The sequence below is a fragment of the Streptomyces sp. NPDC006450 genome, from assembly GCF_040612195.1.
Taxonomy (GTDB): Bacteria; Actinomycetota; Actinomycetes; order Streptomycetales; family Streptomycetaceae; genus Streptomyces.
The window spans coordinates 22,018-40,765 of record NZ_JBEXPT010000001.1 but is presented as its reverse complement, the minus strand read 5'-3'; the positions used below and the strand labels follow the sequence as shown (position 1 = coordinate 40,765).

General features: G+C 70.9%; 17 protein-coding genes. 6 read left to right on the top strand and 11 right to left on the bottom strand.

Annotated elements, in window-relative coordinates:
- Nucleotides 1-13 precede the first annotated feature (13 nt).
- From ABZY57_RS00195 to ABZY57_RS00175, 5 genes are all read left to right on the top strand, one after another.
- Nucleotides 14-1,051: an ABC transporter ATP-binding protein gene (locus ABZY57_RS00195; protein WP_356506559.1), complete on the top strand. Its 1,038-nt coding sequence runs from the start codon at nt 14-16 to the stop codon at nt 1,049-1,051.
- Complete coding sequence (locus ABZY57_RS00190; protein WP_356506558.1) at nt 1,041-1,928, top strand: ABC transporter permease; 888 nt, start codon at nt 1,041-1,043, stop codon at nt 1,926-1,928. The genes ABZY57_RS00195 and ABZY57_RS00190 overlap by 11 nt, the downstream gene beginning before the upstream one ends.
- On the top strand, nt 1,925-2,836 hold the full coding sequence (locus tag ABZY57_RS00185) for an ABC transporter ATP-binding protein (protein WP_356506556.1): 912 nt from the start codon (nt 1,925-1,927) through the stop codon (nt 2,834-2,836). The genes ABZY57_RS00190 and ABZY57_RS00185 overlap by 4 nt, the downstream gene beginning before the upstream one ends.
- Nucleotides 2,837-2,850: 14 nt before the next feature.
- On the top strand, nt 2,851-3,570 hold the full coding sequence (locus ABZY57_RS00180) for an ABC transporter permease subunit (RefSeq protein ID WP_250738572.1): 720 nt from the start codon (nt 2,851-2,853) through the stop codon (nt 3,568-3,570).
- 112 nt (nt 3,571-3,682) lie between these two features.
- Nucleotides 3,683-4,324 carry a rhomboid-like protein gene (locus tag ABZY57_RS00175; RefSeq protein ID WP_356506554.1) on the top strand — a complete coding sequence of 214 codons (642 nt, stop codon included), beginning with the start codon at nt 3,683-3,685 and terminating at the stop codon, nt 4,322-4,324.
- A 140-nt stretch (nt 4,325-4,464) separates the two neighbouring features.
- On the opposite strand, the gene ABZY57_RS00170 is transcribed toward ABZY57_RS00175, so the two are convergent.
- The 9 genes from ABZY57_RS00170 to ABZY57_RS00130 form a co-directional block, all read right to left on the bottom strand.
- On the bottom strand, nt 4,465-5,277 hold the full coding sequence (locus tag ABZY57_RS00170) for an HAD family hydrolase (RefSeq protein ID WP_356506552.1): 813 nt from the start codon (nt 5,275-5,277) through the stop codon (nt 4,465-4,467).
- Nucleotides 5,274-6,551, bottom strand: a complete 1,278-nt coding sequence (gene serS, locus ABZY57_RS00165) for a serine--tRNA ligase (RefSeq protein ID WP_356506550.1) — start codon at nt 6,549-6,551, stop codon at nt 5,274-5,276. The genes ABZY57_RS00170 and serS overlap by 4 nt, the downstream gene beginning before the upstream one ends.
- Before the next feature lie 526 nt (nt 6,552-7,077).
- A complete protein-coding gene (pheA, locus tag ABZY57_RS00160) occupies nt 7,078-8,013 on the bottom strand; it encodes a prephenate dehydratase (protein WP_356506549.1) in 936 nt (311 codons plus the stop codon).
- A gap of 42 nt (nt 8,014-8,055) precedes the next feature.
- A complete protein-coding gene (gene efeB / locus ABZY57_RS00155) occupies nt 8,056-9,291 on the bottom strand; it encodes an iron uptake transporter deferrochelatase/peroxidase subunit (protein WP_356506802.1) in 1,236 nt (411 codons plus the stop codon).
- A gap of 77 nt (nt 9,292-9,368) precedes the next feature.
- The gene (locus ABZY57_RS00150; protein ID WP_356506547.1) at nt 9,369-11,390 is read right to left on the bottom strand and encodes a copper resistance protein CopC; all 2,022 of its coding nucleotides are present in this window, start codon (nt 11,388-11,390) and stop codon (nt 9,369-9,371) included.
- 22 nt (nt 11,391-11,412) lie between these two features.
- Nucleotides 11,413-11,904: a copper chaperone PCu(A)C gene (locus tag ABZY57_RS00145; protein ID WP_356506545.1), complete on the bottom strand. Its 492-nt coding sequence runs from the start codon at nt 11,902-11,904 to the stop codon at nt 11,413-11,415.
- Entirely contained in the window at nt 11,901-12,554 is a 654-nt protein-coding gene (locus ABZY57_RS00140) for an SCO family protein (protein ID WP_356506544.1), read from the bottom strand. The genes ABZY57_RS00145 and ABZY57_RS00140 overlap by 4 nt, the downstream gene beginning before the upstream one ends.
- Nucleotides 12,555-12,651: 97 nt before the next feature.
- Nucleotides 12,652-13,398, bottom strand: a complete 747-nt coding sequence (locus tag ABZY57_RS00135) for a YcnI family protein (protein WP_356506542.1) — start codon at nt 13,396-13,398, stop codon at nt 12,652-12,654.
- A 110-nt stretch (nt 13,399-13,508) separates the two neighbouring features.
- Nucleotides 13,509-14,324 carry a hypothetical protein gene (locus ABZY57_RS00130; protein ID WP_356506540.1) on the bottom strand — a complete coding sequence of 272 codons (816 nt, stop codon included), beginning with the start codon at nt 14,322-14,324 and terminating at the stop codon, nt 13,509-13,511.
- A 236-nt stretch (nt 14,325-14,560) separates the two neighbouring features.
- Here ABZY57_RS00130 and ABZY57_RS00125 point away from each other — a divergent pair, with 236 nt between their 5' ends.
- Nucleotides 14,561-15,067 carry an ATP-binding protein gene (locus ABZY57_RS00125; RefSeq protein WP_356506538.1) on the top strand — a complete coding sequence of 169 codons (507 nt, stop codon included), beginning with the start codon at nt 14,561-14,563 and terminating at the stop codon, nt 15,065-15,067.
- Nucleotides 15,068-15,127: 60 nt separating this feature from the next.
- On the opposite strand, the gene ABZY57_RS00120 is transcribed toward ABZY57_RS00125, so the two are convergent.
- Complete coding sequence (locus tag ABZY57_RS00120; protein ID WP_356506536.1) at nt 15,128-16,594, bottom strand: aminopeptidase P family protein; 1,467 nt, start codon at nt 16,592-16,594, stop codon at nt 15,128-15,130.
- Between the two features lie 153 nt (nt 16,595-16,747).
- Complete coding sequence (locus tag ABZY57_RS00115) at nt 16,748-18,364, bottom strand: PP2C family protein-serine/threonine phosphatase (RefSeq protein ID WP_356506535.1); 1,617 nt, start codon at nt 18,362-18,364, stop codon at nt 16,748-16,750.
- Between the last annotated feature and the right edge of the window lie 384 nt (nt 18,365-18,748).

Here is an 18,748-nt window from a genome sequence, read left to right as displayed (position 1 = left end):
TAACGTCGTTCTCGTGACTGTCATCGCGACCGAAAGCCTGAGCAAGCGGTACCCCCGAGTGACCGCCCTCGACCGGCTCTCCTTGGACATCGGGCCCGGAGTAACCGGGCTCGTGGGCGCCAACGGAGCCGGCAAGTCCACGCTGATCAAGATTCTGCTGGGACTCTCCCCCGCCACCGAGGGCACCGCCGCCGTGCTCGGACTCGACGTAGCCACCCATGGCAGCGCGATCCGCGAGCGCGTCGGCTACATGCCCGAACACGACTGCCTGCCCCCGGACGTCTCGGCCACCGAGTTCGTCGTGCACATGGCGCGCATGTCCGGGCTCCCGCCGACCGCCGCCCGTGAGCGCACCGCGGACACCCTGCGCCACGTGGGGCTGTACGAGGAGCGCTACCGCCCCATCGGCGGCTACTCCACCGGCATGAAGCAGCGCGTCAAGCTCGCCCAGGCGCTCGTCCACGACCCGCAACTGGTGCTCCTCGACGAGCCCACCAACGGCCTCGACCCGGTCGGCCGCGACGAGATGCTGGGCCTGATCCGCCGCGTCTACACCGACTTCGGCATCTCGGTCCTGGTCACCTCCCACCTGCTCGGCGAGCTGGAGCGGACCTGCGACCACGTCGTGGTCGTCGACGGCGGCAAACTGCTGCGCTCCAGCTCCACCAGCGACTTCACCCAGACCACGACGACCCTCGCGGTCGAGGTCACCGACTCCGACGCCCACCCGGACGGCACCGCCGCCCTGCGCAAGGCGCTCACGGAGGCGGGCGTGACGCTGCACGCGGGAGAGGAGGAAGGCCTGCCCGGAGCCGGCCACATCCTCCTCGTCGAGGCCACCGGCGAGGCCACGTACGACACCGTCCGCGACACGGTCGCCGATCTCGGCATCGGCCTGGTCCGCATGGAACAGCGCCGCCACCACATCGCGGAGGTCTTCCGCGACAGCGACGCGGCGGCCGCCCGGGCCGAGCAGTTCGCAGCCCAGTCCGCCCAGGCCACCGCCTGGGCGACCACCCAGCAGAAGGGAGCCGGTTCCGATGGCGCCTGACACCTCGACCCAGATCCACAACATCGGCTACCGGTCCTACGACGGTCCCCGGCTCGGCCGCGCCTACGCCCGCAAGTCGCTGTTCGCACAGTCCCTGCGCGGCGCCTACGGTCTCGGCCGCTCGGCCAAGTCCAAGGTGCTGCCGATGCTGCTCTTCGCGGTGATGTGCGTCCCCGCGCTGATCCTCGTCGCGGTCGCCATCACCGTGCCCGGCTCCACCGCCCTGCCGATCAAGTACACGACGTACGCCATGACCACCCAGGTGATCGTCTACCTCTACCTGGCCTCCCAGGCACCGCAGTCGGTCTCGCGGGACCTGCGCTTCAAGACGGTGCCGCTCTACTTCTCGCGGCCGATCGAACGCGTCGACTACGTCGTGGCCAAGTTCGCGGCCATGGCCTCGGCCCTGTTCATCCTCACCGCCACCCCGCTGCTGATCATGTGGATCGGCGCGCTCCTGGCGAAGTTCGACTTCGCCGACCAGACCAAGGGATTCGGGCAGGCACTGGTGTCGGTACTGCTTCTGTCGCTGCTCTTCTCCGGCCTCGGCCTGGTCATGGCCGCGCTCACCCCGCGCCGCGGCTTCGGCGTCGCCGCCATCATCGCCGTGCTCCTCATCCCCTACGGCGCCGTGTCCGCCGTCCAGGCCATCGCCTACGAGACCGGCTCGACCGGGGGCATCGAGTGGCTGGGCCTGTTCTCCCCGATGAGCCTCATCGACGGCCTGCAGACCGCCTTCCTCGGCGCCGACTCCGGCTTCCCCGGCAGCGAGGGCCCCTCGGGTGCCGTCGGCTTCGTCTACCTGCTCGTCATCCTCGGCCTCATCGCCGGCTCCTACGCCGCCCTGATGGCCCGCTACCGGAAGGCCGGGCTGTGAGCATCATCGACATCGACCACACCTCCCGCTGGTTCGGGAACGTCGTCGCCGTCAACGACGTGACCATGCGCATCGGTCCCGGCGTCACCGGCCTGCTCGGCCCCAACGGCGCCGGCAAGTCCACCCTCATCAACATGATGGGCGGCTTCCTCGCCCCCTCCACGGGCACCGTCACCCTCGACGGCACGGCGATCTGGCAGAACGAGCAGGTCTACAAGCAGATCGGCGTCGTGCCCGAGCGCGAGGCCATGTACGACTTCCTCACCGGCAAGGAGTTCGTCGTCGCCAACGCCGAACTGCACGGCCTCGACGAGGCGGCCGCCCAGCGGGCCCTGGCCACGGTCGAGATGGAGTACGCCCAGGACCGCAAGATCTCCACGTACTCCAAGGGCATGCGCCAGCGCGTGAAGATGGCCTCCGCCCTGGTCCACGACCCCTCCGTGCTCCTGCTCGACGAGCCCTTCAACGGCATGGACCCGCGCCAGCGCATGCAGCTCATGGAGCTGCTGCGGCGGATGGGCGACGACGGCCGTACCGTGCTCTTCTCCTCGCACATCCTGGAGGAGGTCGAACAGCTCGCCTCCCACATCGAGGTGGTCGTCGCCGGCCGGCACGCCGCCTCCGGCGACTTCCGCAAGATCCGCCGCCTGATGACGGACCGCCCGCACCGCTACCTCGTCCGCTCCTCCGACGACCGGGTCCTCGCCGCGGCCCTGATCGCCGACCCGTCCACCGCCGGGATCGAGGTCGATCTCAAGGAAGGCGCCCTGCGCATCCAGGCCGTCGACTTCGGGCGCTTCACCGAGCTGTTGCCGCGGGTCGCCCGCGAGCACGGCATCCGGCTGCTGACGGTCTCGCCTTCCGACGAGTCCCTCGAGTCGGTCTTCTCCTACCTCGTCGCGGCCTGAAGGAGCTGGCATCCATGTACAACCCCACCGTTGCCCGGCTCACCTACCGGGCCCTGCTCGGCCGCCGCCGCGCGCTGATCCTCTGCGCGCTGCCCGTTCTGCTGATCGCCATCTCCATCGCCGTGCGCGCCTTCACGGGCCTCGACGACAAGGTCGCCGCCGACCTCCTCGGCGGCTTCGCCCTGGCCACGATGGTCCCGCTGATCGGCGTCATCGCCGGCACCGGCGCCATCGGCCCGGAGATCGACGACGGCTCGATCGTCTACCTGCTCTCGAAGCCGGTGAAGCGCCCGACGATCATCCTGACGAAGCTGACCGTCGCGATCGCCGTCACCATGGTCTTCTCCGCGATCCCCACCCTGATCGCCGGCTTCATCCTCAACGGCAACGGCCAGCAGATCGCCGTCGCCTACACCGTCGCCGCCCTCGTCGCCTCGGTCGCCTACAGCGCCCTGTTCCTGCTGCTGGGCACCGTCAGCCGGCACGCGGTCGTCTTCGGCCTGGTCTACGCCCTGATCTGGGAGTCGCTCTTCGGCAGCCTCGTCGACGGAGCCAAGACCCTCAGCGTCCAGCAGTGGTCGCTGGCCCTCGCGCAGAAGGTCGCGGGCGAGGGATACGTGGACGCCACCGTCGGCCTGCCCACCGCGGTGATCCTGCTCGTCGCGGTCACCGTCGGGGCCACCTTCTACGCCGGACAGAAGCTCCGCCGCCTGACCCTGGCGGGCGAGGAGTAGGACCTCCGCGCCGGCGCCCCAGCGGCGTCCGTACCGGATGTTTCACGTGAAACAGTGCCCCGCCCGGCCCACCGGCCAGGCGGGGCACAGCTTTGCGCGAGATCATCGGGGCATGATCGAGTACCAGGAGCCCGAGCCGTCCAGGCCAGTACGGGCCTGGATACGCTCCGCGCCCGGTACTCACATCTGGCTGCTGATCATCGTGGTCACCAGCATCGTGGTCGTGATCGTGCCCGACCATCTCGAACACGTCCTGCTCCGCCGCAACAGCAGCAATATCCACGAGCTCGCCCGGCACCCCGTACGGGCGCTCCTCAGCAGCGCGTTCTGGATCGAGAATCCGGCCTCTCTCCCGCTCTACTTCGTCCTCTTCGAGCTCTTCCAGGCCAACGTCGAGCGCTGGCTCGGCACCCTGCGCTGGCTCTTCGTCATCGCGACCGGACACATCACGGCCACGCTGATCAGCCAGAAGCTCGTCCTGACGGCCATCCAGGACCACCGCGCCCCGCGCAGCATGGTCCACGTCGTGGACATCGGTGTCAGCTACGGACTCGCGAGCGCCGTCGGGGTGCTGACGTACCGGCTGCCCGGCCCCTGGCGCTGGCTCTACCTCGCCGGCTCGGTGGCCTTCTTCGGACTCCCGCTCGTCTCCGGCGGCACCTTCACCGACTTCGGCCACGCCATCGCACTGGCGGTCGGCCTCCTCGCCTGGCCGCTGACCCGGCACCCCAAGCCGAGCCGGATCCACGGCTGACGCACGGAAATTCACTGGTACGAGGCGTGCGGCAGGGGCAGAGTGAGCCGTGCGGGGAGCAACAAAGAAGGTCCGGAACAGCCACTTCGAGCGCGCCTCGCGGCGCGGGCCGTTCCGGACCTTCGTTCGTCTTCCGCTGGTTACGCGGCGCCCAGCAGACGCTCCAGGACCAGGGCGATGCCGTCCTCCTCGTTGGAGGTGGTGATCTCGTCCGCCACCGCCTTGAGCTCCGGGTGCGCGTTGGCCATGGCCACGCCGTGGGCGGCCCAGCCGAACATCGGGATGTCGTTGGGCATGTCGCCGAAGGCGATGGTCTCGGCCGCCTTCACTCCCAGCCGGCGCGCGGCCAGCGAGAGGCCGGTGGCCTTGCTCAGCCCCAACGGCAGGATCTCCACGACACCCGGACCGGCCATCACGATGCCGACCAGGCTGCCCACGGTATCCCGGGCCACCTGGACGAGAGCGTCCTCGTCCAGCTCGGGGTGCTGGATGTACAGCTTGTTCAGCGGAGCCGACCAGACCTCGGCGGTGTCCTCCAGGTAGAGCGCGGGAAGGCCCTCCTGGACCCGGTAGCCGGGGCCGAAGAGCACCTCGCCCTCGACTCCGTCCCGGCTGGCGGCGATCGCCAGCGGGCCCACCTCGGCCTCGATCTTCTCCAGCGCCAGCGCGGCCAGCTTCCGGTCCAGCGTCACCGAGGTCAGCAGCCGGTGCGCGCCCGCGTCGTAGACCTGCGCGCCCTGTCCGCAGACCGCGATGCCCTTGTAGCCGAGGTCGTCGAGGACGTGCCGGGTCCACGGCACGGCGCGGCCGGTGACGATGATGTGCGCTGCGCCCGCCGCGGTGGCCGCGAGGAGTGCCTCACGCGTCCGCTCCGAGACGGTGTCGTCGCCGCGCAGCAGCGTCCCGTCGAGGTCGGTCGCGACGAGCTTGTACGGGAACGGGGCCGTGCTCACTTGGTGATCGGCTCCAGGATTTCCCGACCGCCCAGGTAGGGCCGGAGCACCGGGGGAACCCGGACCGTGCCGTCGGCCTGCTGGTGGTTCTCCAGGATCGCGACGATCGTGCGCGGGACCGCGCACAGCGTTCCGTTCAGGGTGGACAGCGGAGCGGTCTTCTTGCCGTCGCGGTAGCGGATCGACAGGCGGCGGGCCTGGAAGCCGTCACAGTTCGAGGCGGAGGTCAGCTCGCGGTACTTGCCCTGGGTGGGGATCCACGCCTCGCAGTCGAACTTGCGCGAGGCGGAGGCGCCCAGGTCGCCGGTGGCGACGTCGATCACCTGGAACGGCAGCTCCAGGCTGGTCAGCCACTGCTTCTCCCAGTCCAGGAGCCGCTGGTGCTCGGCCTCGGCCTCCTCCGGCGCGACGTACGAGAACATCTCGACCTTGTCGAACTGGTGGACGCGGAAGATGCCGCGGGTGTCCTTGCCGTACGTACCGGCCTCGCGGCGGAAGCACGGGGAGAAGCCGGCGTAGCGCAGCGGCAGCTTGTCCGCGTCGATGATCTCGTCCATGTGGTACGCCGCGAGCGGGACCTCGGAGGTGCCGACCAGGTAGAGGTCGTCGCCCTCCAGGTGGTACACGTTCTCCGCGGCCTGGCCGAGGAAGCCGGTGCCCTCCATGGCGCGCGGGCGGACCAGCGCGGGGGTGAGCATCGGGGTGAAGCCGGCCTCGGTGGCCTGTGCGATGGCCGCGTTGACGAGGGCGAGCTCCAGCAGGGCGCCGATACCGGTGAGGTAGTAGAAGCGCGAACCGGAGACCTTGGCGCCGCGCTCGACGTCGATGGCGCCCAGGGACTCGCCGAGTTCGAGGTGGTCCTTCGGCTCGAAGCCCTCGGCGCCGAAGTCGCGGATGGTGCCGTGCGTCTCGAGGACGACGAAGTCCTCCTCGCCGCCGACGGGCACGTCCGTGTGCACGACGTTGCCGAGCCGCAGGAGCAGCTGCTTGGCGGCTTCGTCCGCCTCGTTCTGCTCGGCCTCGGCGGCCTTGACGTCCTGCTTGAGCTGATCGGCCTTCTTCAGCAGCTCGGCCCGCTCCTCCGGAGAGGCCTTGGGGATGAGCTTGCCGAGCGACTTCTGCTCGTTGCGGAGTTCGTCGAATCGCATGCCGGAGGACCTGCGGCGCTCGTCTGCGGAGAGCAGTGCGTCGACGAGGGCGACGTCCTCTCCACGGGCGCGCTGCGAGGCGCGGACACGGTCAGGGTCTTCACGGAGCAGCCGGAGGTCAATCACCCCTCCAGGCTACCGGGCCGGGCTTCGAGGGGTCGCACCGATATCACGCTGCGTGTCGCTTTGTCCCAATTGCCGCGAATGGAAAACTTCCGGCGGGAGGTTGGAAGCGCCCCTTCCGCGTGGGCCGATAAACCGCCCCCATTCCCCGAAAAGGGGCAGGGCGGCTGTGATCGGGCAGCCCCTGAGCAGGAGGGAAGGGTCTTCCTTGTCCACAGGAATTCCCCAGGGGACCGGCTTATCCACAGGCTGTGCGCCGGATCTGTGGACACAGGAATAGATCAATCCCGACTGTGGAGCGAGCGGGCTCAATCAGGGCCCAAACCACCCTCACACACTCATTCGGGTGGGAATGACTCGCCCCAAAGAGTTGATCGGTGATACAGGGGTGACGCCGTTCACCTCCCGCTCGTCAGCGCGAAACCTGCGCCACCCGACCGATTTGTCGACCTTGTCGTGTTGCTCTGTCGACTTGTCCCCAGGTCCGCATCGATACCTGTGGATAACTCTGTGGACAGTGGACAGAGTGTCAGGGGCGCCCGTCGAGGCAACGCGTCAGCCAGTCCGAGGCCGCGGTGAAGTCGCCGTCGGAGGTGCCGGCCCGGGCGGTCTGGACGTCACCCTGGGCGACACCGGCGCGCGGGTACGAGCCGAGGAACCGGATCTGGGGGCACGTGCGCTTGAGGCCCATGAGCGCCTCGCCGACCCGGCGGTCGGAGATGTGTCCTTCGGCGTCGACGGCGAAGCAGTAGTTGCCGATCCCCGCACCCGTGGGCCGGGACTGGATCAGCATCAGGTTCACCCCGCGGACGGCGAACTCCTGCAGCAGCTCCAGCAGCGCGCCGGGGCGGTCGTCGCCCATCCACAGCACGACGGAGGTCTTGTCGGCGCCGGTCGGTGCGGCCGGCCGGGCGGGACGCCCGACGAGCACGAAGCGGGTCTCCGCGTTCTGCGCGTCGTGGATCTCGGTGACCAGCGGGACCAGCCCGTAGGTGGCGGCCGCGAATTCGCCCGCGAAGGCGGCGTCGAAGCGGCCCTCCTGGACCAGCCGGGCCCCGTCGGCATTGGACGCCGCCGACTCCCACAGGGCGTCGGGCAGGTTCGACCGCAGCCAGTTGCGCACCTGAGGCTGGGCGACCGGGTGCCCGGTGACGGTCTTGACGTCCGACAGCTCGGTCCCGGGCCGCACCAGCAGCGCGAACGCGATGGGGAGCAGCACCTCGCGGTAGATCATCAGCGGTACGCCGGCCGCCAACTCGTCCAGGGTCGAGGTGACCCCGCCCTCCACCGAGTTCTCGATCGGGACCAAGGCCGCCGCAGCCTCGCCGTTGCGCACGGCATCCAGGGCGGCCGGGACCGAAACCATCGGGACGAGCTCCCGGGTCGCGGCTTCGGGGAGGGTGCGAAGGGCGGCTTCGGTGAACGTGCCTTCGGGACCGAGATAGGTGAAGCGGGTGGCCGACATGCGATCAGCCTAATGCCGGGACCCGGACGTCACCTGGGCTGTTCACCCTTCGAGCAGCCGCTGACCCACGTACTCCCCGGGGCGCGCGCCGGGCGGCACCGCGTACAGGCCGCTCGACTCGTGCCGGATGAAGGCCGACAGGGCGTCGCCGCGGTCGAGCTTGCGCTGGACGGGGACGAAACCGCGGGACGGGTCGGCCTGCCAGCAGATGAAGAGCAGCCCCGCGTCGGGGGTTCCGTCGGCGGCGATCCCGTCGTGGAAGGAGAAGGGGCGCCGGAGCATGGCCGCCCCGCCGTTCTGCGCGGGCGCGGAGATCCGGGCGTGCGCGTTGGAGGGGATGACCGGCCTTCCGTTGGCGCCGATCTTGTCGAGGGCCATGGCGGTGGTCTCGCCACCCCCGGTCAGCGGGGCGCCGGTGGCCTTCGTACGGCCGATGACCTGTTCCTGCTGGGCGAGCGACTGCTGCTCCCAGGAGTCGAGGAGCATCCGGATGCGGCGTACGACGGCGTACGAGCCCCCGACCATCCAGGCGTGCTCCGGGGGCACCGTGTTCCGGACGAAGATCCGCTGGTCGAAGTCGGCTTCGGTGGGCTTCGGATTGTTGGTGCCGTCGACCTGGCCCATGAGGTTGCGGGCCGTCATGGGGGAGGCGGTGGCGCCGGGAGAGCGGTTGAAGCCGTTCATCTGCCAGCGCGGCCGGGCCGCCTCTCCGGCGTCCTTCTGCAGGGCGCGCAGCGCGTGGAAGGCGACCAGCGCGTCGTCGGAACCGATCTGTACCCAAAGATCGCCGTTGCTGCGCTGGGCATCGAGCCGGTCGGCGGAGAACTCCGGCAGAGGGTCGAGGGCGGCGGGGCGGCGCGAGGTGAGACCGGTGCGCTCGAAGAAGGAGTGGCCGAAGCCGAAGGTCACCGTGAGGGAGGAGGGGCCGGAGCCGAGGGCGATCCCGGTGTCGGCGACCGGCGCGGTCTCGCCCGCCGTCAGCCGACGCGCGGTTTCGGACCAGCGCCGCATCAGGGCGGCCGCCTCGGTGCGCCCGGCACCGGGCGCCAGGTCGAAGGCGAGGACGTGCCCCTTGGCCTGGAGGGGCGTGGTGATGCCGGCCTGGTGATCCCCGTGGAAGGCGACCCGGGTGGCACCGAGGCTGCTGGGAGCGCCGCCGGAGCCCACCGTCCCGGACCCGGACACCTGGGACTGCACGAGGGCCCCACCGGCGGCGCCGAGCGCGAGCCCGGCGGCGCCCGCGGCGCCGACCGTGCCCAGCAGGCGGCGCCGGGAGATCTCGACACCGGGGAGTTCCGTGCCGTTTCCGGTGCTCTCGGTGCGCTCGGAGAGTTCGCTGTTCTGGGTCACGCTGGTCAGCCGATCTTCACGTTCTTCTGGACGGTCGTCTGGTCGATGTCGGAGGTGCGGATGGTCACGTCGATCCGCCAGTCGCCGGCCAGCGGAAGCTGGACGCCCGATGCGGTCCAATGCCCGGGGGCGGCGCGCTCGGGGAGGACCGGAAGCGGACCGATCTCCTTGGCCTCCAAGGTGAACGACACCTTGAGTTCGGGCAGGTCGAGCGGCTTGCCGTCAGGGGTCTCGGCCCACACGTGGAGCGTGTTCGCACCGACGCGGCCCGGATCCAGCTGGAGCCGGACCGAGCCCTTGCCGTTCTGACCGCCGGTGTCGAAGGGCAGCGTGACCTTGACCGCGCGGTCGGGAACGGCGGTGGCGGTGGAGCCACGACCCGCCTCCAGCTCCGCGGCCCGGCCGGGCTCGGTGCTGGTGAGGATGGTGGTCACGGCCAGCAGGACCACGGCGACGCCCGCCTCGGCGAGGACGGACCGCCGCAGGCCGGCGCGGTCCGGGTCGGCGTCGCGCGCCCGCTTCTCCCGAGCGGTGCGCCGGGCGGCACTCTGGCGGGCGAGTTGTGCGGCGCGCCGGGGGTCGGAGGCTGCGGTCACGGGCGATGTTTCACGTGAAACATCGCAGGCGCGTTCCCCTTCCCCCGCGACCTCGACCTTGCCCTCGACTTTGCCCGCGACCTCGGCCTCGGCCTCGCTCCGGTCTCCAGCCAGCCGCGAGGTCCACTTCCGGGAGGTGTAGGCGATGGCGACGACGAGGGCGACGAGGCCGATCTTGAGGAGCAGCAGCCGGCCGTAATCGGTCCCGGTCAGTGCGGACCAACTGCCCACCTGGCGCCAGGCCTGGTAGGTGCCGGTGCCGGCCAGGACGAGAACGCTGGTGAAGGCGACGGTGGAGAAGCGCCGGATGGCCGTGCGCTCGATCCCGGGGACCTTGTGGAGTGCGACGAGCAGTGCGGTGAGTCCGCCGAGCCACGTGGCGACGGCCAGCAGGTGCAGGATGTCGACGGGCATGGCGAGGGCGGGCTGGATACCGGTGGAGGCGTGCTCCGACAGCGCCCAGGTCGCGGCGATGCCGCCGGCGACGACGGTACCGCCGATGCCGAGCCCGAAGACGAGGTCGCTCTCCCCCTTGGCGTCCTCTTCGGAGACTTCGGAGACTTCGGAGGGGGCGGAGCCGTCCGAGCCGTCCGAGCCGTCCGACGCGTGGCGCCGGGCGTAGGACCCGAACAGAACGGTGATGAACAGTGCGGCGGCGCCGAGGAGGAGCAGCCGCGAGACGAGCGAGGCCCCGGACTTGGTCTCCAGGACGGCCTTCAGCCCGGCCAGGTCGAAGGCGTCGGCGAAGTTCCCCGACCCGGTGTACGGGTTGCGGAGCAGCAGCATCACCAGGGTGGCCACGGTCAGCGCGACCCAGGCCCGCACGACCAGCTTCTGCATCGGCCGCTGTGCGGCGCCCCGGCGCCAGCACAGGAGGATGAAGGCGGCGGCGCCGACGAGTACGGCGAACCCGGCGTAGGCCACGTAGCGCGCGATGCCGTAGGCGACGGCGACGGGCCCGTCGCCGGCCGTCCGCGAGGGAAGTGAGACGGCGGTCTCGGAGGGGGCTCCGATGGAGAAGGTGAAGGCGCCGGAGATCGGGTGGCTGTCCGCGGATATGGCCTGCCAGGCGACGGTGTAGGTGCCGTCGGGCAGCCCCGGGCGCAGGGCGGTGCCGTAGCGGATGAGGCTCCCGCTGCAGAGGTCGCGCAGTTCGCCGGTGTCGACGCGCTTGCCCTGGGGATCCAGGACGCGGATGGAGTCGCCGTTCATGGCGACCCCCTCAGAGAAGGAAAGGGTGATCTGGGCGGGCGCCGTGGCGACCACCGCCCCGTCCGTGGGGTCGCTCGCGGTCAGCGCGGCGTGTGCCGAGGCCGGCGCGGCAGCGGCGAAGAACGCTGCCAGCAGAGCGGCGAGGACCAGCATGAGCCGCGGCAGGAGTGCCGTGGCACGGACGCGGGCCGTGGATGGGGGCGGGGCGGTGGCCGTCATGGCGTGTCAGTCCCTCGGTCCGTCAGTGGGCGGTGCCATCGGTGGATGTCGGAGCCTTGTACGTCCGCTCCTTGACGTCCAGCTCGACCTTGACCGGGCCGGACTTCTCGAAGCGCAGTTCGACGGTGACCTTGTCGCCGACCTTGGGGGTGTTCTTGAGCCCCATGAACATGACGTGGCTGCCGCCGCGCGCCAGCTTCAGCTCGCCGTTCGCGGGCACGTCCATGGACTGCACCTGCTGCATCTTCTGATCCTTGGTCTCGTGGATCTGCAGATCGTCGGAGAGCGTGCTCGTGGCGCCGGTCAGCTTGTCGGCCGTCTCGGAGTCGTTCTTGATGACCATGAACGCGCCGGCCATCTTGTCGTTCACGGGCTGCGGCATGTAGCCGCCGCTGACCGTCAGCTTCGGGGCGTCACCGGAAGCGGACCCGGAGTCCGAGGAGCAGCCGGATATGGCGAGCGCGGCCGTCAGGGAGAGGGCGGCGGCGAGGGTGCGGGTGGTGCGGGCGTTCACGGGTTCTCTCCCTTGACGACCTTCGGCAGGTCCTTGGTGTAGTCATCGACGGTGGTGCTCTCGCCGTAGAGGAGGTATCCCTCGTCGGTCTTGGGCGAGAAGGCGATGACCTGGGCGCCGTGCATGGAGACGACGTTGCCGGCGGCATCCTTCTTGGCGGCCTCGATACCGATGCCGAGCGTGCGTGCGGCGGCCTGGATGGTGGCGAAGTCCCCGGTCAGTCCGGTGAATGCCGGGTCCTGGGCCTTGAGCCACGAGCCGAGGGATTCGGGAGTGTCCCGTTCCGGGTCGGTGGTGATGAAGACGACCTGGAGCTCGTCCTGGTCGGCCTTGGGGAGTGCCTTCTTGGCGACGGCGATGTTGCTCATCGTCAGGGGGCACACGTCGGGGCAGAGGGTGTAGCCGAAGTAGATGAGCGTCGGCTTGCCCTTGGTCTGCTCGCGCAGGTTCCACGGCTTGCCGGTGGTGTCCGTGAGGACGACGTCCGGCTTGTCGAAGGGGCGGTCGAGCACGGTGGCGGCGCCGGCTTTCGCCTGGCTCTCGCTGATCTGGGTGACCTGGCCGGTCTTGGCCGGGTCGCCACCGCAGGCGGTGAGGGTGAGGGCGGCCGCCGCCACGAGGGCGGCGAGCGTCACACGTGTGGTGCGCATGGGGAAAGTCCCTGGGATCGGGGGTGGTACGGGTGGATCCGCGAGCCCGGCCGGTCCGGACGACCGGCCGGCTGCGCGGGATCGGCAGGTCAGGAGATCAGGCGCTGCGGCGGCGCGAGGCGACGCCGAAGGCCACGCCGCCGAGCCCGATGACGATGCCGGCGATGCCGAGGGCCCGCGCGGTCGTGTCGGAGCCGCTCTTGGCGGCGGCCGTGTCGTGACCGTCCTGACCGTCCTGGCCGTCCTTGTGACCGGCGGCGGCGCCGTTCTTGTCGCCGTCCGTCTTCGTGGCGGCGTCGTGGTGGTCGCCACCGGCCGGGGCGGCGATCAGCTTCAGGACGGGCGCCGGGTTCTGCGGCTCCGCGGCGCCTTCCTTGGGCTCTTCGATCCAGCGGACGATCTCGCCGTTGTCGTAGGTCTGGATCGCCTTGAAGACCATCTTGTCCGTGCTGTCGGGCAACTTGCCGACGGACAGCGGGAACTGCTGGAACTTGCCGGGCTCGATCTTGCCGCCCGACCAGGTCACCTTGGTGACGGCCTCGTTGATCTGCTTGCCGTGCACGGTGAGCGGCTTGTCGAGCTTGCTCTTCTCCACGTTCACGGTCCAGCCGGGAACGTCCTGCGGCATGACCGAGGACAGCGGCTGGTCGACGGGGAAGTTGACTTCCAGCTGGGTCGTCGAGGCGCCGTCGCGCTCGTTGGGGACCTTGAAGTTGATCGTCGCGTAGCCGCCCTTGGTGGCCTCGCCGGGCTGTACGCCGACGTGGGCGAAGGCGGTGCCGGAGAGGAGGAGCACGGAACCGGTGGCGAGGGCGGCGGCGAAGGAGACGCGAGAGGTCTTCATGGCAGAAACACTCCACGGAAGCTGTGGTGACGGTGGCTCCGCGCGCGGCGCGCACGGAGTTCGCGGCACCGGTGCTCCCGTCGTGAGTTCCGGGGAGGAGAGGTGCCGCTTCAGGCTGCGAGGGCGAATGCCGTGGGCGGCCCGCGCCTGATCACCGTGTGCTGGAGGGCGTCCCGGCCCGTGCAGAGCCCGGAGCCGGTCCCGGCGCCCGCTGCCCGCGGTGCACGGGCAGGCCGGACCGCAAGGCCCGCGCCGAGGGCTCGTACGTAGGCCAGTGCGGCCCGCAGCGGGCGCACCGGTCCGGCTGCGGTGGAGAGCCTCGACAGTTCGAGGAGGCGGAACAGCGCGGCGTCGCCGCGCCCGAGCAGCCAGCCGACGGCGAGCGCGGCCAGCAGGTGCCCGATCAGCATGGCCGGGCTGAGCAGCCCGACCAGTCCGGTGGCCGGCTCCACGAGGCCCTGGCCCATGTGGGCGTGGGCCACGTGCGCCTGCGCCTCGGCCTGCGCGGCCACGGCGTCCGGGTCCAGTCCGGCGCTCTCCAGGATCCGCCGGGCGTCCGCCGGGCGGATCGGGACGGAGTTGCCGCCGCACACCAGTTGGGCGGCCAGCGCCGCGAGCGAGGTCTCCGAGGAGGTGCCGCCGCCCGCCGGGGCGTTGTGCTGGCCGAGGCCGAACACCGTGTGCAGCGCGAGCTGTCCGCCGGCCAGTGCGGCGGCGATGCCGGGCAGTGAGCGGCGGCGTCCCGCGAGGGGGGCCGCCACCGCGAAGACGGCGAGGAAGCCGGCGCCGAGGGACCACCAGGGCACCGTCGCGCAGGAGGCCAGCGCGTGCCCCACCGCGGACAGCACGACACAGACCGCGGTGAACACCGCGGCCCGGATCAGCCTGAGGCCGGGTCCGGCCTGCGTCGCGTGGGGGGCAGTCATGGCCGGGCCATCATCGCACTGGCCTTAGGCGCCGCATACGGCAGGTGCGACAGCCGGTTGGCATTCCCGCGCACGGATGCCGGCGTGCGTCGGTGCACGCGCACCCGAGCGCTCCCCCGAACGCTCCCCCACCCGCGCCGCATACACCGCCGGCCGGGAGCGCCGCATCGGCCGAACGAGGGCTCTGTGGGCCCTCGGGGGCTTAGCTCCGGCCCCGGGCGGCAATACGTAACCGTATGAGCATCTGGTGGTCTCTCCACTTGAGGCGCGAAGCAGCGAGTGTGCCCCTCGCGAGGCGACTGCTGTTGGGGACGATGGAGACCGCGGGGGTGGACCCGGACATCTCCTTCGACCTGTCGGTGGCGCTGAGCGAGGCGTGCGCGAACGCGGTGGAGCACGGTGGCCGCGAACCGGTCCCGCGCTTCGGATACACGGACGACGGGGCGCACCCGGACGACGCGGCCCAGGGCGGCGGATCCCCGGACGGGACCGGGGCGTACCACGTCACGGCCTATCTGGACGGCGACCGCTGCCGCATCGAGGTGAGCGACTCGGGCCCGGGGTTCCCGCCCGCGACGGTGGCCCGCCGCAGACCGGCCCTGGCCGAGCACGGCCGGGGACTGCACCTGATCGAGGAGCTCGCCGACCACGTCCGCTTCCGCAACCGGCCGGGCCGCGGCGCCGTGGTCAGCTTCGACAAGATGCTGAAGTGGCGGGACGACTCCCTCCTGAAGGTGTCGTAGACGCGCCGATGGGCGGAACCCGTTGAGGGTCCCGCCCATCGGCGCGTACGAGCGGTGGCGTCAGCCCTTGAGCCGCGCCATCCACGCCTCGACCTCGACCGAGGTGCGGGGCAGCCCGGCCGACAGGTTCCGGTTGCCGTCCTCGGTGACGAGGATGTCGTCCTCGATCCGGACGCCGATGCCGCGGTACTCCTCGGGCACGGTCAGGTCGTCGGCCTGGAAGTACAGACCGGGCTCGACGGTCAGGCACATGCCCGGCTCCAGCGTGCCGTCGACGTACGCCTCGGTGCGCGCGGCGGCGCAGTCGTGGACGTCCATGCCGAGCATGTGGCCGGTGCCGTGCAGGGTCCAGCGGCGCTGCAGACCGAGCTCCAGGACACGCTCGACCGGGCCCTCCAGCAGGCCCCACTCGACGAGCTTCTCGGCGAGCACGTGCTGGGAGGCGTCGTGGAAGTCGCGGAACTTCGCGCCCGGCTGGACGGCGGCGATGCCGGCTTCCTGGGACTCGTAGACCGCGTCGTAGATCTTGCGCTGGATGTCGGTGTACGTGCCGCTGATCGGCAGCGTGCGCGTGACGTCGGCGGTGTAGAGGGAGTGGGTCTCCACACCGGCGTCGAGCAGCAGCAGGTCGCCGGAGCGGACGTCGCCGTCGTTGCGGACCCAGTGCAGGGTGCAGGCGTGCGGGCCGGCGGCGCAGATGGAGCCGTAGCCGACGTCGTTGCCCTCGACGCGAGCGCGCAGGAAGAAGGTGCCCTCGATGTAGCGCTCGGAGGTGGCCTCGGCCTTGTCGAGCACCTTCACGACGTCCTCGAAGCCGCGGACGGTGGAGTCGACGGCCTTCTGCAGCTCGCCGATCTCGAACGCGTCCTTCACGGCGCGGGCCTCGGAGAGGTAGACGCGCAGCTCCTCGTCGCGCTCCTTGGTGACCTTGTCGGTCAGGGCGGTCTCGATGACGGAGTCGTGGCCGCGGACGCTGCGGACCGGGCCCTCGGCCTCGGCCAGCTCCTCGGGGAGCTTGCGGACGTCCTTGGCCGGGATGCCCAGGAGCTGCTCGGCCTCCGTGAGGGAGTGGCGGCGGCCGACCCACAGCTCACCGCTGCCGGAGAGCCAGAACTCGCCGTTCTCGCGGTCGGAGCGGGGCAGCAGGTAGACGGTGGCCTGGTGGCCGGTCTCCCCCGCGGGCTCCATGACCAGGACGCCGTTCTCGGTCTGGTCGCCGGTCAGGTACGCGTACTCGGTCGAGGCGCGGAAGGGGTACTCGGTGTCGTTCGAGCGCGTCTTGAGCCGCCCGGCGGGGACGACGAGGCGCTCACCGGGGAAGCGCCGGGACAGCGCGGAGCGGCGGGCGGCGGTGTGCGCGGCCTGGGCGATCGGCTCCAGTCCGCGCAGCTCGGTGTCTGCCCAGCCCGTGCGCATGCTCGCCGCGAGCTCTTCGCTGACACCCGGGTACAGCCCGTTCTTGCGCTGCTTGTGCTTCTTCTTGGGCTGCTCTTCTTCCGGGGTCTCCGGGGTGAGCTCGTCAGCCACGTCTTCTCCTCAGTACGACGGACACGGACCGGGTATGGACCTCATCCATCGTATGTGTGAGCGGACGCCAACCGACGGGCCGTGTGACAAATCCGCCAAACTCGGTCACACCCCACACCCCACACCCCACACGCCCCGCCCCTCGCCTGCTCGTCATTCGAACCGCGCCGCGAGCAGCACGATGTCCTCGGAGGCGTCCGCCGGGGAGGCGGGCCCGTCCGCGTCGCCGTCCGGCAGCACCGTCCGCAGGATGTGGTCGCAGATGGCGGCCGGGTCCTCGCGGGCGCTACGGGGGATCCCCGCGGCGGCGGCGTGCAGCCGCGCGTACGCCCGGTCCATCGGGTCCCCGGTACGCCGGAGCAGCCCGTCCGTGTACAGCAGCACCGTTTCTCCGGGTGCGGGCTCGATCTCCACGCTCGGAGCCTCCCAGCAGGACAGCATTCCGAGCGGCGCGGAGAGGGTGGTCTCCACGTACTCGGTGCGCCGCTCGCCGATCAGCAGCGGCGGTGTGTGCCCGGCCCCGGCCAGGATGAGCTTGCGCCCCCGGCTGCCCGCCGGGTCGCCCGCCTGGCCCCCGGCCGGCTCGCAGTAGGCGAAGAGCGCGGTCGCCGAGCGTGCGGGCTCGGTCAGGCGCAGCAGCAGTTCCAGGTCCGACAGGACGGCGACGGGGTCCTCGCCCTCCATCACGGCGTACGCCCGCAGCGAGGCGCGCAGCCGCCCCATCGCGGCCACGGCGCTCGGTCCCGAGCCGGTGACGGAGCCCACGGCCAGCCCGAGGGCGCCCTCCGGCAGCGGCAGCGCGTCGTACCAGTCGCCTCCACCGCGCGGCCCGGTGTGGTGCCGGGCGGCGAGCTGTACGCCGGGGATCCGGGGGAGACGGCTGGGCAGCAGTTCCTCGGCGACGGTGGCCAGGCTGGAGCGGGCGCGCTCCACCTCCAGCATCCGGGCCAGGTGCTCGGCGGCGTGCCGCACGTACAGCCCGGCCAGGTCGCGCTGGCGGTCGCTGGGCTCGGCCTGTTCGTCGTAGAGCCAGACGGCCGCGCCGAGCCGGCCGGTGGCCTCGGCGGTCAGCGGCAGCGCGTAGCTGGCGGCGTAGCCCAGGCGGGCGGCGACCTCGCGGTGGCGGGGGTCGACGGAGGTCGTGTACCCGTCGCCGCCGGGTCCGGCGGGCGTGCCGGGCTCGGGCAGGACCTCCGAGCCGCCGTTGGCGTCGGGCAGGCCGTCGAGGATGCGGCCGTACGAGGTGGCGCTGCGCGGCACCGTCTCGATGTGTCCGAGGTCGGCGTGGCCGAGCCCGAGGCCGATCGTGGTGGTGGGGCCGAGTCCGTCGGAGGGCTCCAGGACGATCAGGCCGCGACGGGCGCCGACGAGGGCCGCGCCCGCCCGCAGGAACTCCTGGAGGGAGGCGGTGAGGTCAGCGGCGCGGGCGAGCCGCTCGGTGAGCTCGTGGAGGGTGGTGAGGTCGGAGACCATGCCCGCGAGACGGTCCTGGATGACCGAGCTCGCGGCGGGGACCTGCGCCGGTGTGTGGACCGCTCGCGGGCTCGTCGAAGTGGACACGGCCGTGGGCGCCGGTGTGGGCGCCACAGTGTGCGGGGACGCTGTGACAGCTGGATCGATTCCAGCCACTTTCGGCAGATGCGGGGCGCTCATGGCGTCCGCCTTTCCAGCTGGTGCGATTCGCCATATAGCATCGCAAACCCCCAGATCATGCTGCGCCGCTATCAATGAATCCACATCTACACGCACACGAGGAGCGATGTCCAGCATTGCCCAGGTGGGAATCCTGGTGTCCGTGGGGCGGCAACTCACTGTTCGGTCAGGGCTAGAACTTGGCCGGAAAAAGCGGGAAGCGGACGGTTTTTGCGGTCGACTGGGCGAGTCCGTCGGCCAGCCCGGGTACGTAATCCGTTGTACCCGGGGAGAGTTGGCGCAGCCCGGTGCCCGCCGGGAACCGTCGGGCACGGCCCGTCGTCCCCATCGACGACAGCCGTCCCCCGCGCGGTCCCGGGTCGCGTAGCGCCCCCGACGGACGTTCCATGGACCCGTAAGAAGACTGCACGAACCGTGTGAACCTGCTTCAGGCGGACAGTGACGCGAAACCTGTACGTGTGGTGAACCACCGCTTACATGGTGTGATGTGGCCCTCGACGT

Excerpts from the sequence above, each read along its gene's own strand:
- ABZY57_RS00190 (WP_356506558.1), top strand. The coding sequence starts at position 1,041 with ATGGCGCCTGACACCTCGACCCAGATCCACAACATCGGCTACCGGTCC.
- ABZY57_RS00180 (WP_250738572.1), top strand. The coding sequence starts at position 2,851 with ATGTACAACCCCACCGTTGCCCGGCTCACCTACCGGGCCCTGCTCGGC.
- ABZY57_RS00175 (WP_356506554.1), top strand. The coding sequence starts at position 3,683 with ATGATCGAGTACCAGGAGCCCGAGCCGTCCAGGCCAGTACGGGCCTGG.
- pheA (WP_356506549.1), bottom strand. The coding sequence starts at position 8,013 with ATGTCGGCCACCCGCTTCACCTATCTCGGTCCCGAAGGCACGTTCACC.
- ABZY57_RS00150 (WP_356506547.1), bottom strand. The coding sequence starts at position 11,390 with ATGACGGCCACCGCCCCGCCCCCATCCACGGCCCGCGTCCGTGCCACG.
- ABZY57_RS00140 (WP_356506544.1), bottom strand. The coding sequence starts at position 12,554 with ATGCGCACCACACGTGTGACGCTCGCCGCCCTCGTGGCGGCGGCCGCC.
- ABZY57_RS00135 (WP_356506542.1), bottom strand. The coding sequence starts at position 13,398 with ATGAAGACCTCTCGCGTCTCCTTCGCCGCCGCCCTCGCCACCGGTTCC.
- ABZY57_RS00130 (WP_356506540.1), bottom strand. The coding sequence starts at position 14,324 with ATGACTGCCCCCCACGCGACGCAGGCCGGACCCGGCCTCAGGCTGATC.
- ABZY57_RS00125 (WP_356506538.1), top strand. The coding sequence starts at position 14,561 with ATGAGCATCTGGTGGTCTCTCCACTTGAGGCGCGAAGCAGCGAGTGTG.
- ABZY57_RS00115 (WP_356506535.1), bottom strand. The coding sequence starts at position 18,364 with ATGCTGGACATCGCTCCTCGTGTGCGTGTAGATGTGGATTCATTGATA.